Here is a 14,405-nt window from a genome sequence, read left to right on the forward strand (position 1 = left end):
GCAAGCAGCTCACATCTACCTGTGGGAGCAACTGTGTTCTTCAAGGCATTTGCTCCCCCCAAAGGGTGATTTCTGCCACCCCCGGAGTGTGGGAGCATTCTCCAGCCCCACCCCTGACCCGTCCCTGATCGAACTCCCAAGACCAGTAGCGAGCCCGCTCGCCTACTGCGGCGTCCTGCATTCCATTTCAGGAGTTAGCAATGCATACAACAACAAATACAGACTCTGCCCCTGCCCATCACCCTGCGTCGCAACCGGCCGCTTCAGGCCGCTTCAGAAAGTCCATGAGCATGACCGCGCTGGTGCTGTTCGGCCTGGCGTACATGGTGCCCCTGGCAGTCTTCACCACTTACGGGCTGGTCACCCAGATGACCAAGGGCCACCTGCCCACCGCCTACATGCTGACCCTCGCCGCCATGCTGCTGACCGCCTACAGCTACGGGCGCATGGTCCAGGCCCACCCCTACTCCGGCTCCGTCTACACCTACACGCGCAAGGCCTTTGGCAGCCACTTCGGCTTCATCGCCGGCTGGACCCTGCTGCTCGACTACATCTTCCTGCCGCTGCTCAGCTACCTGCTGATCGGCATCTACATGTCCGAATACTTCCCCGCCGTGCATGCCTGGGTGTGGGTGCTGGGCTCGATTGCCCTGGTCACCTTCCTCAACCTGATCGGCATCGAATCGATCACCCGGGTCAACTGGTTGCTGGTGGTGGCGCAGCTGGTGTTCATCGTGGTGTTCGTCGCCTTGTCGGTGCGCAACCTGAGCGAGCAGGCGGCGCCGGTGTCGCTGCTGGCACCGTTCCACCACGAGGGTTTCAGCGTGCCGCTGGTGATGGCCGGTGCCGCGGTGCTGTGCCTGTCGTTCCTGGGTTTTGATGCGGTGTCGACCATGGCCGAGGAAACCAGCAACCCGACCAAGCGCATCCCCCAGGCGATCATGGCGGTGTCGGTGATCGGCGGGCTGCTGTTCCTGCTGGTGTCGTACTTCGCCCAGCAGGTGTTCCCCGAGTGGGCCAGCTTCGCCGACCCGGACTCGGCCTCGGTGGACGTGATGCGCCGGGTTGGCGGCGAGCTGCTGGTGACCGGCTTTACCGCCACCTACGTGGCCGGTTGCTTCGCCTCGGCGATGGTGTCCCAGGCCAGCGTTTCGCGGGTGCTGTTCGCCATGGGGCGTGACGGTGCGCTGCCACGGGTGTTCGGCCGCCTGGTGACGAAAAAGCGCGTGCCGGCCACGGCGATCATGCTGGTCAGCACGCTGTCGCTGGTCGCCTTGTTCATCACCCTGGACACGGTCGCCAACATGATCAGCTTCGGTGCGCTGTTCGCGTTCTCGGCGGTCAACCTGGCAGTGGTCAAGCACTACCTGCTCGACCAGAAGCTGCGCGGTGCGCGCAATTACCTGCTGTACGGCGCCATCCCGGCCCTGGGGTTCCTCAGCACGCTGTGGCTGTGGACCAGCTTGTCGAGCATGTCGTTCACCATCGGCCTGTGCTGGCTGGGCGTGGGCTTCATCTGCCTGATGGGGCTGACCAAGGCGTTTCGCGTGAGCCTGCCGGAGTTGCAGATGGCGGATTGATCCGCGCTGGGCATCAATCGATGCGAACAATGCAATTCTCTAATCAATGGCCCTGTAGCACCCTCGTCCGCCTATAAGAACCGTGCGCCGTCCCAGCGGCGCACGTCACAAAAGCGGTATGGAGTACAGGCAATGACAGCAGCAACCGCCTCCGGGCGCTCCCGCGCCGGCGCAATCTTCCGGGTCACGTCGGGCAACTTCCTCGAGCAGTTCGACTTCTTCCTCTTCGGTTTCTACGCCACGCAGATTGCCGCGGTGTTCTTCCCTGCCAGCAGTGAATTCGCGTCCCTGATGATGACCTTCGCCGTGTTCGGCGCAGGCTTCTTGATGCGCCCGCTGGGCGCCGTGGTGCTGGGTGCCTACATCGACGAGGTGGGCCGGCGCAAAGGCCTGATCGTGACCCTGTCGATCATGGCCAGCGGCACGATCCTCATCGTGCTGGTGCCCGGCTACGAATCCATCGGCCTGCTCGCCCCGGCCCTGGTGCTGCTCGGGCGGCTGCTGCAGGGCTTTTCGGCCGGCGCGGAGCTGGGCGGTGTGTCGGTGTACCTGGCGGAAATCGCCACGCCCGGCAACAAGGGCTTCTTCACCAGCTGGCAGTCGGGCAGCCAGCAGGTGGCGATCATCGTCGCCGCGGCCCTGGGCTACGCCCTGAACCAGTGGATGCCAGCGGCGATGATCGCCGACTGGGGCTGGCGCATTCCGTTCTTCGTCGGCTGCCTGATCGTGCCGTTCATCTTCCTGCTGCGGCGCAACCTGCAGGAGTCCGAGGAATACGCCGCGCGCAAGCACCGCCCGGCCATGGCCGAGGTGCTGCGCACCCTGCTGCAGCACTGGGCGACGGTGCTGGCCGGCATGCTGATGGTGGCGCTGACCACCACCGCGTTCTACCTGATCACCGTGTATGCACCCACCTTCGGCAAGACGGTGCTGCACCTGAGCACCGCCGATGCGCTGCTGGTGACCTTGCTGGTGGGGGTGTCGAACTTCATCTGGCTGCCGCTGGGCGGCGCGCTGTCCGACCGCATCGGGCGCCGGCCGGTGCTGATCGCCATGACCCTGCTGACCCTGGCCAGCGCCTACCCTGCGCTGACGTTCCTGGTCAATGCGCCAAGCTTCATGCACATGCTGCTGGTGCTGCTGTGGCTGTCGTTCATCTATGGCCTGTACAACGGCGCGATGATCCCTGCGCTCACCGAAATCATGCCGGTCGAGGTGCGGGTGGCGGGCTTCTCCCTGGCCTACAGCCTGGCCACGGCGGTGTTCGGCGGTTTCACCCCGGCGATTTCGACCTTCCTGATCCAGTACACCGCCGACAAGGCCGCCCCCGGCTACTGGATGAGCTTTGCCGCGCTCTGCGCGCTGGCTGCGACGCTGTTCCTCTACCGCAAGTCGCGCGGCCAACTGCAACCGGCAGTGGCCTGAAGGAGCATGAGCATGCGCACACTGCTGCACAGCCTTGCCCTGCTCGCCTGCGCAAGCCTCGCCGGCACCGCCCATGCCGAGCAACTGCGGGTGATGACCTCCGGCGGGTTCACCGCGGCCTACCAGGCACTGGGCCCGAAGTTCGCGGCCGCCACCGGCAACACCCTCGACACAGCCCTGGGCCCGTCGATGGGCCAGGCGCCGGAGGCGATCCCCAATCGGCTGGCCCGTGGCGAGAAGGCCGACGTGGTGATCATGGTCGGCTACGCGCTCGATGAGCTGATCCGCCAGGGCAAGGTCGACCCGGCCTCACGGGTGGAGCTGGCCGATTCGCGCATCGGCATGGTGGTGCGCGCTGGCGAAGCCAAGCCGGATATCGCCAGCGTGGAGGCCTTGAAGAACACCCTGCTGGCCGCCCAGTCGGTGGCCTACTCGGACAGCGCCAGCGGCCTGTACGTGCAGAACCAGCTGTTCAAGCGGCTGGGCATCGAGCAACAGCTCGCGCCCAAGGCCAGCATGGTTGTGAAGACCCCGGTGGCCATGGAGGTTGCCAAGGGCAGTTACCAGGTTGGCTTGCAGCAGGTCAGCGAGCTGTTGCCGGTGCCGGGGGTGAGCTTCGTCGGCAAGCTGCCGGAGGCCGTGCAGTCGGTCACGCGCTTTGCCGCAGGCATCCCGGTCAATGCCGACCACCCGCAACAGGCCAGGGCACTGCTCGCCTACCTGGCCGCGCCTGCGGCCCAGCAGGCCGTGCAGGCCACCGGGCTGGACTCGGTCAGCCGCTGACCTCGACCTTCATGTCCACCACCAGGCGCTCCAGCGCCAATGCCGCCGGGGTCAGGGTACGGCCCCGGCGCTTGATCAGGCCGACACTGCGCAGCACCTGGGGCTCAACCAGGGCCACCGAGGTGAGGATCGGGTGGTCGGCCGCCGGCATCGCCATCGCCGGCACCGCCGCCACGCCCAGCCCGGCCTCGACCAGGCCGATCATGGTGGTGACATGGCGGGTTTCGCAGATGCTCTGGCGCTGGGGCACGATGCCGCCCAGCGCTTGGTCGAGCAGGAAGCGGTTGCCGGAGGTCTTGCCCAGGGAAATGTAGGCCTGCTGGTAGAACGCCTGCCAGCTGACGCTGCTGCGCCCGGCCAGCGGGTGATCGCGCCGGCATGCCAGCACATAGTGCTCCTGCACCAGGGGCTCGAAGTCGACATCGGCCTCCTGGGTGCCCATGAAGCTCAGGCCGAAATCCGCCTCGCCATCGACCACCGCGCTCAGCACCTCGTGGGCGCTGGCATCGAGCACCTTGACCTTGATCCGCGGGAATTGCTGGTGGTAGTGGGCGATGACCCGCGGCATGAAGTAGTACGCCGCCGACGGCACACAGGCCACCGTGACCTGGCCGAGCCGCGTCGAGGCCACTTCGCTGATGCCCAGGAGGGCGTTGTCCAGGTCGTCGAGCAAGCGCTCGACGCTGGGCATGAAGCCGCGCCCGGCCTGGGTCAGGCTGACCTTGCGCGTGGTGCGCTCGAACAAGCGCACGCCCAGGGCGTCTTCGAGCTTGTCGATGCGCCGGCTCAGCGCCGGCTGCGAGATGCGCACCGCCTCGGCGGCCTTGCGAAAGCTGCCTTGCTCGACCACTGCACGGAAGGCCTGCAGGTCGTTGAGGTCGAAGTTGATGGCCATGGGCGCGCACTCGGAAACCGGCGGATTGATGCATGCATTTTATGAGCGTCGGCAATTAATGCAAAATGTTACAGCGCGCAGGCATGTCGTCTATCATCGCGCGTTGAACGTTTCAGCCAGTTTCAGTAAGGATCCCGATGTCTGTTCAGCAATTACCCCCGCTCGCCGCCAGCAAAGGCGCAGTGGGCAAGATGGAAGCGGCCATGGCCTTGGGCAGCTTTGCCATTGGCACCGGCGAGTTCGCGATCATGGGCCTGATGCCCGATATCGCCGGCAACCTGCAGTTGAGCGAGCCGCAGGTGGGCCATGCCATCAGCGCCTATGCACTGGGCGTGGTGGTGGGGGCGCCCGCGCTGGCGATCCTCGGCGCCAAGCTGCTGCGCAAGCACCTGCTGTTGCTGCTGATGGCGCTGTACGCCATCGGCAACCTGGCCACGGCCTTTGCGCCGTCCTTTGCCGGGCTGGTGGCCTTTCGCTTCATCAGCGGCCTGCCCCACGGGGCGTACTTCGGCATTGCCGCGGTGGTGGCCTCGAGCATGGTGCCGAGCAACCAGCGCGCGGGCGCCGTGGCGCGGGTGATGATGGGGCTGACCCTGGCGATGCTGCTGGGCAACCCGATCGCCACCTTCCTTGGGCAGTTCTTCGGCTGGCGCTCGGCGTTCGTGCTGGTGGGGGCGATCGCCCTGTGCACCATTGCCCTGGTGTGGCGCTATGTCCCGCAACCCCACGATGAACCCCGCAGCGACCCGCGCAAGGAGCTGCAGGCCTTCCGCCTGCCCCAGGTGTGGATGGCGCTGGGCATTGCGTCCATCGGCTTTGCCGGCATGTTCTGCGTGTTCAGCTACCTGGCGCCGACCATGCTGCAGGTGACCCAGGTGGCGCCGCAGTGGATCCCGTTCGGCCTGGCGGCGTTCGGCGTGGGCGGCATCATCGGCAACGTTGCCGGGGGCAAGCTGTTCGACCGTTACCAGTTCCGCGCGGTGGGCATGGTGCTGGTATGGTCGATGGTGGTGCTGCTGTTCTTCACCTTCGCGGCCCAGGCGCTGTGGAGCCTGCTGCTGGGGATCGGGCTGGTCGGCACCATGATTGCGCTGGCGGCGCCGTTGCAGATCCGTTTGATGGACATTGCCCATGAGGCGCCGAGCCTGGCGGCGGCGTCCAACCATGCGGCGTTCAACCTGGCCAATGCGCTGGGGCCGTGGTTTGGAGGCATGGCCATCAGTGCCGAGCTGGGGTGGACCAGCACCGGGTACATTGGCGCGGCGGCGGCGCTGGTGGGCTTGGGCATCTACCTGGTGGCGCGGCGGATGAAAGGCGGGCATTGAGGGGAAGAGTCGGGGGCATGCCTTGGGTTTTGCGGGGTATTTGAGATCGAGCGCCGCCCGCGCGGCGCATCGCGGATGAATCCGCTCCTACATTTGTTGCAACGTACCTATGCCTGGTAGGCCATGGTTGCCAGCCTTGGTGGCACGACGCGATTTCTCGGTGGGCGCCAAAAGCGGACAACCATGGCCTGACAGACCGTGGCACGTTGCAACAAATGTAGGAGCGGATTCATCCGCGATGCGCCGCGCGGGCGGCGCTCGATTTATGCCGCAACACAACCCTCAAGCCGTGCCCCCCCGCTCAATACCCCGTCATCTCCAGATACCCCCGCCCCGCCTCACTCCCCTTCACCCGCACCGGCCCCTCCCAATACGCGAACCGCGTGTTCATCCAGGCCTTGGGCTCAAGCGCCTCGACCTCGACATCCACCCGCTGCGACGGCACCTGCACCCGCCAGCGCGTGGGCACCTGCTTGCCATTGGCCTGTCGCGCCCAGGCCAGCGGCGTGAGCTCGATCTGCGCGCCCTGCAACGCCTGCGAGTGCCCCTGGGCATCGACCCAGGTCCCGGCGCGATAGGCTTGGCCCTTGTCCTCACGCACCTGGAACAGCATCAGCTTGGCGCCGCCCTGCAGATGCAAGGAGAACCAGTCCCAGCCCCGCTGCCCGGCCGCCAAGGGCTGGCTGCTCCACTCGCGGTCGAGCCAGGCCTGGCCGGTCACGGCAATGCGCTGCCCTGCGCGTTCAACCTCGCCAGTCACCTGGTAGAACGGCTGGCTGTAGTAGTACGACGCCTGGCCCTTGCCGGATTTTTCGCTGTAGCCCTGCAGGCCATGCAGCACCAGCGGTTTGTCGCTGGCCAACTGCAGGTCGTAGGCAAAGCCCTGCCCACGTGCACGCATGCGCAAACGCTCGATGCCTGGCGCCCCTTGCAGTGACCAGTCATCGATCCAGGCCTGAAACGGCGCGGCCGTCACCCCCGCCTGGCCCACCCCGCCCCGGGCCAGGGTTTCGGCGACCTGGTGGCCGCCTGGCCCGGTCAGCGCCGCATGGCCCATCCACAGGTTCGGGCTGTGCCAGTCGTGGGTTTCCGGCCCCGGGCGCAGGGCCGAGCGGAACAGCGTCCATTGCGCGCCCCAGGCACGGCCCTGGGCATCTTCGAGGTTGGCGGTGACGTACCACCACTCGATGCGATAGCCATCATGGGCGCCGTGGTCGCGGGGGAACACCAGCGGCACGCCGGGCGTTACCTGGCTGAATGCCCCCGCCTCGCTGCCAAGGCCGGCATAGCCCTTGGCCGCCGGTGCAGGCGCGTCGCACCCGGCCAGCAGCAGGCAGGCCAGCAGCAGCCAGGTTTCACACTTCATCGGAGAACTGCCGGAGCAATTGCCGGGGCTGGCATCGCGCCAGTTGCCACAACGGCCAGGCACTGGCGAGCAGGCTGGTGAGCATGCCCAGCGCCGCCAGTTGCAGCAGTTGCCCGGGGAACACCTGCCACGGCAAGCGCCAGCCGAATGCCTGCACGTTCACCACCGCCACCAGGCACCAGGCCAGCAGCAGGCCCAAGGGCAGCGCCAGGAGCACGGTGAAGGCGCTGAGCAGCAGCGCCTGGCCCAGGCACAGCCAGCCCAGCCAGCGGCGCGGCACACCCAGCGCCCACAAGGGCGCCAGTTGCCCGAGGCGGCGCTGGCCGAGGGTGAGCTGGCTGATGAACAGCGCCACCGCTGCCACGCCGAGGGTTAGGCTGTTCAGGGCGGCGGTGACGGCGAAGGTGCGGCTGAAGATCGCCGTCGACCAGGCCTTTAGCTGGGCCTGCTCGACGATTTGGTCGTCCTCCAGGGCAAAGCGTTGCTGCAGCTGCTGCTCCAGCGCGGCCACCCGCCCCGGTTGCGCCAGCACGCTCAGGCCGGCCAGGCTGGCGGCCGGGGCATGGGCACGCAGCCAGTCGGCGTTGACCAGTACATGGCCCTTGGGGTTGCCGTAGTCGGCGTAGATGCCCACCAGCGTCATGGCCTGCGGCGGCTCGCCGGGCAACGTCACGCGCTCGCCCAGGGCCAGGCCCAGGCGCCGCACCAGTTGCTCGCTGAGCATGGCGCCCTGGCCCGAGGCGAGCTGCGCCCAGGCATCCGGCGTGCTGGCCAGCAACGGCCAGTGGCGTGCGTAGAACGGATGGTCGACCACCCCTTGCACCTGCACCGGCCAGTGCTGCAGCTGCCACTCCACCCGCCAGCTCGGCAGCACGGCGCTGACGGCGGGGTTGTCGCGCAACTGGGCGTAGAGCTGTTGCGCCTGCTCGCTGTCCCGTGGCGTGACATACAAATCCGCCGCCAGGCGCTGGTCGAGCCAGCCGATGAAGGTGCGGCGAAAGCCCTCGGTCATCCCGCCCACCCCGACGCTGGCAGCCAATGCCAGCAACAACGCCATCAACGCCAGGCTCAGGGCCGGCAGCTGTTGCCGGCTGTCGGCCACGAACCACTGGGCCAGGGGCGCCCGCGCCAAGCGCGCAGCACCGGCGAGCAGCAGTGCCAGCAGCCCGGGCAACAACAGCGCCGCCCCCAGCAGCAAGGTGGCAAGCAAGGCGAACGCGTAGGGCAAGCTGTTGCCGAAATAGCCGCAGCCCAGGGCTGCAAGCAGCAACACGCCGGCCGCCAGGGCCTGGCGCCGCAGCCACGGCAGTTGTGCCAGGCGCCAGGCCTGCGGCTGGGCCAGCCCCAACAGCGGCAGGCGCGCCGCGCGCAGCAGGCTGTCGAAGCCGGCCAGCAGCGCCCCCAGCAGGCTCACGGCCATACCCGCCAGCCACCAGTGCCAGGGCAGATGCAGTTGCCCCGCCACCTCGGCGCCGTACAGCCCCCGCAGGCTGGAGGCGAAGTCGGGCAGCAGCGAGGCGGCGATCAGGTAGCCGGCGAACACACCCACCAAGCCCCCCAGCAGCGCGAACAACCCCAGTTCCACGGCCAGGGCCGTGAGCAGCGTGCGCAGGCTGACGCCACAGGCCCGCAGGGTACGCATCAGCCCGCGCCGTTGCTCCAGGGCCAGGCCGATGGCCGCATGGGCGATGAACAGGCCGACCACAAAGGCCAGCAGGCCCAGCGCCGTGAGGTTGAGGTGAAAGCTGTCGGTCAGGCGCTGCAGGTCGGCATCGTCGCTGGCCGGCTGCAGCCTCAGGCTGGCCGCAAGCTGCGCAGGCAAAGGCTGCTCGCGCTCAGTGATGAGCCGCGACAGTTGGCCCGGCGCCTTGAGCAGCGCCTGCGCCTGGCCGATGTCCACCACCAGCACCCCCGGCGCAAGGTTTGCGCTCAGCGCCAGGGGCGGCAGCAACTGCCCCTCTGCCGTGCGCACGTGCTCGCCCACCGTGCGCCCCAGTTGGCGCAAGGTATCCGGGCCGACCAGGGTTTGCCCGGGTGGGCCGATGAAGGCTTGCAGGTCGAACGCTTGGGCTTGCGCGCCGGCCACGGCCATGCCCGGCAGCAGGCTGAGCGGCTCGATGCCCAGCACCCTGAGCGACTGCCCGGCATCGACCTGCAAGCGCCCTTCGAGCACGGGCGTCACCTGCCAGCCTTGCCTGCGCAGCTGCACGTACAGCGCCTGGTCGAAGCGCTGCCCGCTGCGCGCCAGCAGTTGCGGGTAGGCCGGCCCGGCCAGCAGCGCGCGGGCCTGGGCGTAATCGTTGCGGGCCTGGCTGTTGAGCGCCTGCACCCCGGCCCACAGCGCCGTGGCCAGGCACAACCCGGTGAAGATGCTGATGCCCTGCAGGCGGTGGCGCCACCAATGGCTGCACAGCGCCTGCAGGGCCAGGCCGAGGCTGTTCATGCCGCCTGCACCCGGCCCTGGTGCAGCACGCAGCGCTGCTGCAGGCGTGCGGCCAGGCGCTGGCTGTGGGTGACCATCAACAGGGTGCTGGCGGCTTCCTCGACCAGTTGCAGCAACAGCGCCAGCACCTCGTCGCCGTTGTGCTCATCGAGGCTGCCGGTGGGCTCGTCGGCGAGCAGCAGCGCAGGCCGGCCGGCCAGTGCACGGCCGATGGCCAGGCGCTGCTGCTGGCCGCCGGACAACTGCTCGGGGTAGCGCTGCAGCAGCTCGGCAAGCCCCAGCCGCTGTGCCAGGTGCGCGGCCCAGGCCGGGTCGTGGCGCCCGGCCAGGCGGGCCTGGAAGGCCAGGTTGGCGGCCACGTCGAGGCTGCTGATGAGGTTGTATTGCTGGAACACCAGGCCGATGCCCTCGCGCCGCCAGCGGGCCAGGGCAGACTCATCGCGCGGGTCGAGGGCTTGGCCGTCGATCAGGATGCGCCCGCCGTCGGCGCGGTCGAGGCCGGCGACCAGGTGCAGCAAGGTGCTCTTGCCGCTGCCGGACTCGCCCATCAGCGCCAGGCTGCTGCCGCGGGCCAGGGACAGGTCGACGCCACGCAGCACAGGCAGGGTGCCTTGGGCGGTGGTGAAGGACTTTTGCAGGTGTTCGACGACCAGCATGGGTGGGGCCTTTGGTGCTTGTCTGGGGTTTTGAGTGGGGAGTGAGATCGAGCGCCGCCCGCGCGGCGCATCGCGGATGAATCCGCTCCTACATTTGTTGCAACGAGCCTATGCCTGAAAGGCCATGGTTGCCAGCCTTGGTGGCACGACGCGATTTCTCGACGGGCGCCAAAAGCGGACAACCATGGCCTGACAGACCGTGGCACGTTGCAATAGATGTAGGAGCGGATTCATCCGCGATGCGCCGCGCGGGCGGCGCTCGATCTCACCCCCCCCCAAAAACCCAAGGCATGCCCCCCCTAATTCACCACCGCCCGCTGCACATCCCCCACCGCCTGCGCCAGGCTGTTCAGGTGCAGGCTGAGCACCCGCTCCACCGGTGCCTGGTCCAGCGGCCAATGCAAGGCGATACTCCCCGCCAGGCGCCCCTCCACCCGCACCGGCAGCGCAATCGCCCGGATCAGGAACGGCAAGCGCACCGGATACTCCCAGAACCCCTCGGTGCGCTGCCCGAAACCCTTGTGCGCATCGGCCTCGATATCCCGCAAGAGCCCCTCATCCCCTACCCGCTCATGGGCCGCCAGCCGCTGCACCTCATCCACCGCCAGCTCCTTCAGGCACGCCCGGCCCATGGCCGAGTGAAACAGGCTGGCGTGGTGCCCGACGATCTGGCAGTTGTTCGGGTAGCGCTTGCGCAGCACCTGGGGAATGGCGCTTTCCATCACCTCCAGGCGCTCGCCGTCAAAGCACGAAAGGTCCGCCACCAACCCCGTGCGCTCGCTCAACTCCAGCAGCAGCGGCGCTGCGCTTTCCACCAGGTGGCTCTTGAAACGCTGCTGGCGGTCGCCGAACAGGCGCCGCGCACACAGGCGGTAGCGCCGGTCGCTCAGGCCACGGTAGACCCAGCCCTGCTCCTGCAAGGTGGCGAGCATGCGCGACACCGTGGCCTTGGGCAGCGTGGTCAGGTAGTGCAGCTCTTCGAGCCCCAGCGCCTGGTGCTCGCCCAGCAGCTCGACGATGGCCAGCGCCCGCTCCACCGAGCGCACGCCACCGCCGTCAGAGGCTGTACCGATGTGAGTGCCCATGAAGTTGACCTCCGTGTCTGTGCGTGGATGGTCATCATGCCCAGCAAGATACGGGCCTGGCCAGGGCCTTCAGCGCGCTTGCAGGCCGCTTGGCGGGCAACGCTCGACCCAGCGGGTCAGCTGTTCATGGGCATAGGCCAGCTGCAGCACGGCCTGGTCGGCCTGGGCCGGGCCGATGATCTGCAGGCCCATGGGCAGGCCGGCGGCATTGAAGCCCACCGGCACGCTCATGCTCGGCAAGCCGGCCAGGGTGGCGCCGATCACCACCTCCATCCAGCGGTGGTAGGTGTCCATCGCCCGCCCGCCAACCACCTGCGGCCACGGCACGGCTGCGTCGAAAGGAAACACCTGGGCCGCTGGCAACAGCAAAAAATCGTAACGCTCGAACAAGCTGGCCAATGCCTGGTACCAGGCACTGCGGTCGACTGACGCCTGGTACAGGTCCTGCGCGCCCAACCTCAGGCCGCCTTCCACTTCCCATTGCGCCTCGGGCTTGAGCAAGGCGCGCCTGGCCGGGTCGGCATAGGCGGCGCCCAGGTTGCCGTGCACCAGGAAGTGGCGGTGGGTGAGCCAGCAGCGCCACAAGCGCGCCGGCTCGAAGGCGGGCTGGCAGGCCTCGACCTCGCAGCCCAGCTCGGCAAAATCCGCCAGCGCCGCTTCGCACAGCGCCATGACCCCATCGTCCATCGCCAGGTAGCCGTCATAGTCGCCCAGCCAGCCCAGCCGCGCGCCCTTGAAGCTGCGCGACAACTGCGCCGCAAAATCGATGGTGCCGGCGTTGATCGACAACGGCACACGCGGGTCGTGCCCGGCTTGCACGGTCAGCAACCGCGCCACATCCTGCACGCTGCGCCCCATCGGGCCTTCAGTGGCCAACTGCTGGACGAACAGCTCCGGCGTCGGCCCGAACGGCACCCGGCCTTGCGAGGGGCGCAGGCCGTAGACGTTGTTGAACGCCGCCGGGTTGCGCAGCGAGCCCATCATGTCGCTGCCGTCGGCCACCGGCAGCAGGCGCATGGCCAGCGCCGCCGCCGCCCCGCCGCTGCTGCCGCCGGCCACGCGGCTGTGGTCATAGGCATTGGTGGTGGTGCCGAACAGCGTGTTGTAGCTCTGCGAGCCCAGGCCGAACTCCGGCACGTTGCTCTTGCCGACGATGATCGCCCCGCTCGCGCGCATCCGCGCCACGCTGATCGCATCCTCGCTCGGCACCTGCTCGGCGAACAGGGGCGAGCCCAGGGTGGTGCGCAGCCCGGCGGTGGCGGCCAGGTCCTTGATCGCCTGGGGCATGCCGTGCATCCAGCCGCGTGACTGGCCGCGCGCCAATTCGCGGTCGCGCTCGTCGGCCTCGGCCAGCACCGCCTCGGCATCACGCAACGACACCAGCGCATTGACCTTGGGGTTGAACCGCTCGATCTGCGCCAGGTACGCCTGCATCACCTCACGGCAGGAATACTGGCGGGCATGGATCGCCTGGGACAGCGCCTCGGCGTCGAGGCTGACGATCGGGTCGATGGCTAACGCGTTCACGGTTTCACTCCAAGGTTGTAGGCAACGGGTTTGGCGGCGCGCGGCGCCTCTTTCAGGCAGTAGGTGCCCAGCAGGGTCAGCAGGCAGGCGAACAGCACGTAGAACGACGGCGCCACCGGCGTGCCCAGCACCTTGCTCAGCCAGGTGACGATCAGCGGCGCAAAGCCGCCGAACACCATCACCGCCACGTTGTAGGCCACCGACACGCCGGTGGAGCGCACCGCCACCGGAAACTGCTCGGCCAGCGCGGTCGGCGCCGGGCCGAAGAAGCCGCCGATGGCCGTGCACAGCAGCAGCTGCATCACCAGCAGGCGCTCGATCGACGGCGCCGCCGCCACCCACACGTACAGCGGGTAGACCATCACGAAAAACGCCAGGGTAAAGGCCATCAGCACCGGCCGCCGGCCGAGCCGGTCCGACAGCGCGCCGGCCAGCGGGATGACCACGGTCATCAGGCCCACGGCGAGCATCTGCACCAGCAGCACCTGGTCCAGCGGCAGGCCGAGGTTCTTGTGGGCGAAGGTCGGCATGTTCACCAGCACCACGTAGAACGACACCGTCGCGCCACAGGCCAGGCCCATCGACACCAGCAGGCTGCGCCGATGCTCACGCAGCACCTGCAGCAGCCCGGGCGCCTCGCCCTTGGCCTGCTTGCGCGCTTCGAGAAACTCCTCGGGCTCTTCCATGTGCTTGCGAATCCACAGCCCCACCGGCCCGATCAGCAAGCCGAGCACGAACGGAATCCGCCAGCCCCAGCTGTCCAAAGCCTCGGGCGTGCACAGGTGGGTCACCAGCGCGACCATCGCCGCCCCCGAGAACACCGCCAGGCATTGCCCCACCAGCTGCCACGAGCCATACAGCCCCTTGCGATGGGCCGGCGCACTCTCCACCAGAAACGCCGTGGCGCTGGCGTACTCGCCGCCGGTGGCAAAGCCCTGCAGCATGCGCGCCACCACGATCAGCAGCGGCGCGCCCATGCCGATGGCCAGGTAGCTGGGGGCGAAGGCGATCATCGCGATGGACACGGTCATCAGCCGAATGATCAGCTGCATCGCCGCCTTGCGCCCCTTGCGGTCGGCATACACGCCCAGCAGCACGCCGCCTACCGGGCGCATGAAAAAGCCCACGCCGAAGGTGGCCAGGGCCATCAGCAGCGAAGCGTATTCGTCGTCGGAGGGGAAGAACTGGCGGGCGATGATGCTCGCCAGGAAGCCGTACACGATGAAGTCGTACCACTCCAGGGCATTGCCGATGACGGCCGCGACCACTTGCCGGGTACGCGACGCGCCTGTATTGGAAATCTGCATGCGGAACACTCCA

11 protein-coding genes are annotated in these 14,405 nt (G+C 68.0%); 4 read left to right on the plus strand and 7 right to left on the minus strand.

The window, feature by feature from the left end; genetic code table 11:
* The first annotated feature begins 200 nt into the window (after window positions 1–200).
* The 3 genes from ACIPG5_RS17390 (at window position 201) to ACIPG5_RS17400 (ending at window position 3,788) form a co-directional block, all read left to right on the plus strand.
* The gene (locus tag ACIPG5_RS17390; RefSeq protein WP_401376611.1) at window positions 201–1,580 is read left to right on the plus strand and encodes an APC family permease; all 1,380 of its coding nucleotides are present in this window, start codon (window positions 201–203) and stop codon (window positions 1,578–1,580) included.
* Window positions 1,581–1,712: 132 nt separating this feature from the next.
* On the plus strand, window positions 1,713–3,005 hold the full coding sequence (locus ACIPG5_RS17395) for an MFS transporter (protein WP_236235827.1): 1,293 nt from the start codon (window positions 1,713–1,715) through the stop codon (window positions 3,003–3,005).
* Window positions 3,006–3,017: 12 nt separating this feature from the next.
* Complete coding sequence (locus ACIPG5_RS17400) at window positions 3,018–3,788, plus strand: substrate-binding domain-containing protein (RefSeq protein ID WP_176515551.1); 771 nt, start codon at window positions 3,018–3,020, stop codon at window positions 3,786–3,788.
* Here ACIPG5_RS17400 and ACIPG5_RS17405 read toward each other — a convergent pair.
* Entirely contained in the window at window positions 3,778–4,683 is a 906-nt protein-coding gene (locus tag ACIPG5_RS17405; protein WP_176515552.1) for a LysR family transcriptional regulator, read from the minus strand. The genes ACIPG5_RS17400 and ACIPG5_RS17405 overlap by 11 nt on opposite strands.
* Before the next feature lie 137 nt (window positions 4,684–4,820).
* Here ACIPG5_RS17405 and ACIPG5_RS17410 point away from each other — a divergent pair, with 137 nt between their 5' ends.
* A complete protein-coding gene (locus ACIPG5_RS17410) occupies window positions 4,821–6,008 on the plus strand; it encodes an MFS transporter (protein WP_401376616.1) in 1,188 nt (395 codons plus the stop codon).
* A gap of 301 nt (window positions 6,009–6,309) precedes the next feature.
* On the opposite strand, the gene ACIPG5_RS17415 is transcribed toward ACIPG5_RS17410, so the two are convergent.
* From ACIPG5_RS17415 to ACIPG5_RS17440, 6 genes are all read right to left on the minus strand, one after another.
* Window positions 6,310–7,374, minus strand: a complete 1,065-nt coding sequence (locus tag ACIPG5_RS17415) for a lipocalin-like domain-containing protein (RefSeq protein ID WP_401376619.1) — start codon at window positions 7,372–7,374, stop codon at window positions 6,310–6,312.
* Window positions 7,364–9,817 (minus strand): FtsX-like permease family protein, encoded by a 2,454-nt coding sequence (locus ACIPG5_RS17420; protein WP_401376621.1) that lies wholly within the window; start codon window positions 9,815–9,817, stop codon window positions 7,364–7,366. The genes ACIPG5_RS17415 and ACIPG5_RS17420 overlap by 11 nt, the downstream gene beginning before the upstream one ends.
* Window positions 9,814–10,473: an ABC transporter ATP-binding protein gene (locus ACIPG5_RS17425; protein ID WP_286914776.1), complete on the minus strand. Its 660-nt coding sequence runs from the start codon at window positions 10,471–10,473 to the stop codon at window positions 9,814–9,816. Before ACIPG5_RS17425 ends, ACIPG5_RS17420 begins: the two co-directional genes overlap by 4 nt.
* Before the next feature lie 299 nt (window positions 10,474–10,772).
* Entirely contained in the window at window positions 10,773–11,558 is a 786-nt protein-coding gene (locus tag ACIPG5_RS17430) for an IclR family transcriptional regulator (protein ID WP_401376624.1), read from the minus strand.
* A 69-nt stretch (window positions 11,559–11,627) separates the two neighbouring features.
* Window positions 11,628–13,085 (minus strand): amidase, encoded by a 1,458-nt coding sequence (locus ACIPG5_RS17435; protein WP_401376627.1) that lies wholly within the window; start codon window positions 13,083–13,085, stop codon window positions 11,628–11,630.
* Window positions 13,082–14,392, minus strand: coding sequence for a citrate-proton symporter (locus ACIPG5_RS17440; RefSeq protein ID WP_176517274.1), 1,311 nt, complete (start codon window positions 14,390–14,392; stop codon window positions 13,082–13,084). Before ACIPG5_RS17440 ends, ACIPG5_RS17435 begins: the two co-directional genes overlap by 4 nt.
* Between the last annotated feature and the right edge of the window lie 13 nt (window positions 14,393–14,405).

The sequence above is a fragment of the Pseudomonas sp. NPDC087029 genome, from assembly GCF_044745345.1.
In the GTDB taxonomy this organism is placed as follows: Bacteria; Pseudomonadota; Gammaproteobacteria; order Pseudomonadales; family Pseudomonadaceae; genus Aquipseudomonas; species Aquipseudomonas faucium.

What these genes read in the sequence shown, in the direction of transcription:
- ACIPG5_RS17390 (WP_401376611.1), top strand. Translation starts at nt 201, where the DNA reads ATGCATACAACAACAAATACAGACTCTGCCCCTGCCCATCACCCTGCG.
- ACIPG5_RS17395 (WP_236235827.1), top strand. Translation starts at nt 1,713, where the DNA reads ATGACAGCAGCAACCGCCTCCGGGCGCTCCCGCGCCGGCGCAATCTTC.
- ACIPG5_RS17400 (WP_176515551.1), top strand. Translation starts at nt 3,018, where the DNA reads ATGCGCACACTGCTGCACAGCCTTGCCCTGCTCGCCTGCGCAAGCCTC.
- ACIPG5_RS17405 (WP_176515552.1), bottom strand. Translation starts at nt 4,683, where the DNA reads ATGGCCATCAACTTCGACCTCAACGACCTGCAGGCCTTCCGTGCAGTG.
- ACIPG5_RS17410 (WP_401376616.1), top strand. Translation starts at nt 4,821, where the DNA reads ATGTCTGTTCAGCAATTACCCCCGCTCGCCGCCAGCAAAGGCGCAGTG.
- ACIPG5_RS17415 (WP_401376619.1), bottom strand. Translation starts at nt 7,374, where the DNA reads ATGAAGTGTGAAACCTGGCTGCTGCTGGCCTGCCTGCTGCTGGCCGGG.
- ACIPG5_RS17420 (WP_401376621.1), bottom strand. Translation starts at nt 9,817, where the DNA reads ATGAACAGCCTCGGCCTGGCCCTGCAGGCGCTGTGCAGCCATTGGTGG.
- ACIPG5_RS17425 (WP_286914776.1), bottom strand. Translation starts at nt 10,473, where the DNA reads ATGCTGGTCGTCGAACACCTGCAAAAGTCCTTCACCACCGCCCAAGGC.
- ACIPG5_RS17430 (WP_401376624.1), bottom strand. Translation starts at nt 11,558, where the DNA reads ATGGGCACTCACATCGGTACAGCCTCTGACGGCGGTGGCGTGCGCTCG.
- ACIPG5_RS17440 (WP_176517274.1), bottom strand. Translation starts at nt 14,392, where the DNA reads ATGCAGATTTCCAATACAGGCGCGTCGCGTACCCGGCAAGTGGTCGCG.